Origin of the sequence: Streptomyces sp. NPDC001093 (assembly GCF_040298985.1) — a bacterium.
GTDB lineage: Bacteria > Actinomycetota > Actinomycetes > Streptomycetales > Streptomycetaceae > Streptomyces.
In genome coordinates, this window is the sequence record NZ_JBEPBF010000281.1 from 1 (window position 1) to 1876 (window position 1876).

3 protein-coding genes are annotated in these 1876 nt (G+C 71.3%); 1 reads left to right on the top strand and 2 read right to left on the bottom strand.

What is annotated here, in order from left to right:
- On the bottom strand, window positions 1–630 hold a 630-nt coding region (locus ABT288_RS49850), incomplete at its 3' end, for a maltotransferase domain-containing protein (protein ID WP_351623439.1).
- A 107-nt stretch (window positions 631–737) separates the two neighbouring features.
- Window positions 738–1037, bottom strand: a complete 300-nt coding sequence (locus ABT288_RS49855) for a DUF5133 domain-containing protein (protein ID WP_228622012.1) — start codon at window positions 1035–1037, stop codon at window positions 738–740.
- Between the two features lie 327 nt (window positions 1038–1364).
- Here ABT288_RS49855 and ABT288_RS49860 point away from each other — a divergent pair.
- The coding region (locus ABT288_RS49860) for a pep a2 (protein WP_351623440.1) at window positions 1365–1876 on the top strand (512 nt) is incomplete at its 3' end.

Genomic DNA, 1876 nt, shown 5'->3' on the forward strand with positions numbered 1-1876 from the left:
CGAGCGCGGGAAGAACTCGTACCAGGAGCCGTACAGGGCCCGCTCCCGCTCCACCAGCAGCGGCATGGGATCGGAGGCGGTGACCAGCTCCCGCAACGGATAGCGCGTCAGCAGCGCGTCCACCTCGGGCGACAGGGCCGCCTCCAGGCGCTCGTGCACCGACAGGGAGTCGTCGCCGAGGGCCTGCGCGGCGGCAAGGACAACGTTGCGCTCCGGGCCCTTCGGCACTCCGGCGGCCGCCCGCTCGTACAGCTCGGCGCCCTCCTCCAGCACCAGCCCGATGTCGATCCCGGCCGGCACCTTGACCGAGGCGGTGTGCCGCCAGGTCGCCAGCGGATGGCTCCAGGCCTCCACCCGGAAGGTCCAGCGGCCCGTCACGTCCGGGGTGACGTCCGCACCCCACAGGTCACTGCCGGGGGAAAGCTCCCGCATCGGCGTCCACGGGCCACGGCGGCCCTTGGGATCGCGCAGGACCACATTGGCGCCCACGGCATCGTGCCCTTCACGGAACACGGTGGCGGTGACCTGGAAGGTCTCCCCGGTCACCGCTTTCGCCGGGCGCCTGCCGCACTCCACGGCCGGCCGGACGTCACGTACCGGGACGCGGCCGATGGCCGGGGTCCTGCGCATGTATCTCACCTCCGCCGTGCGCGAAGCCGGGCACCCGGCCCGGCTTCGCGATCCGAGAGGGGCCGACTCACGCCGGCCCCGGGGGGAACGCCTTGTACGGTGCCAGGTCAGGGGCTTGGCGCCGTGGAACGCCGCTCCGGTGGCGGCGCCCTTCTGGCCGATCGGCGCGGCCGCGGCCGTCCGTCCTGCTCGCGCAGGTAGGTGACCAGATTGGTGCGCAGATAGCGTTCGGCGGCGTCCGCGGCCTCGCGGGCGCAGCGTTTGCCCATCAGTACGCACAGCGTGTAGCCCGAGTCCTCGAAGGTGGCCCGGACCGTGCGGTCGTGGGGCGAGGCGAGCATCACGCGCTCCCACGCCCGGTAACGCCGCAACGCCCGGGCCACTTCGGCCTTGGCGGGTAGCAGCATTGCCCTCTTCACCTTCCACGCTCTCGACTGGGCGCGTTCCCGACGGTCGGGTGGTGTCCGCGCACGGAAGGGCACGGCACCGTTACGGCGATCGAGGCTTTCACTTATGGTGCACGGACGACGACGCAGCGTCTTGTTGGATCTTCAACGACGGATGTGTGTCGGGCCCTCGTGTTGCACGAATGGCGTAGCGCGGTCACCGTGGAGGTGACTCAGAAGCGATCAGCGCTCACGCTATGTGTCCGGGATCCCTCCCGGACAGGCATCCGGGATCTCTCCCGGGCGGGCGAGGGGAGCGAGAGCTTCGCCGGTGAGGAGCAAGCGACGATGAAGACCGCAGTGCCCTGCTACTACCACCTCGACGTGGAAGTCAGCCCGGAACGGGTGGGTCAGGTCAGCCGCATCCTGGCCGCCCACCTCCGCTACTGGGATCTCGAGAACCTCACGGATCCCGTCTGCCGCGGCGCCGAATTGCTGCTGCGGGCGATCGACCAGCACGCCTCCGACAAGCACACCTCGATCGAGATGTGGTGGAACGGCCAGCACCTCATCACCGCCTTCGGTGACGACGACCCCGACCTGCGGCCCGACCTGGACCTGCGGTCCTGCCTGGCGGACATCGCCGCCATGAGCGACGGCTGGGGCTGCTGTGCCTCGGACACCGGCAGCAAGATCATCTGGTTCTCGCAGCGAGCCCGCGCAGGTGAGCGCGTCCCGCTGGTGCCGACCGCCCCCGCGCCGACGCTGCGTCAGGGGCTGCAGGTGCCGCGCGAGGAGCGGATGGCGGTGCTGGCCGCGCCGGCGGGGGCCGTGGACGACGCGCTGGGCGCGCCGGCCGC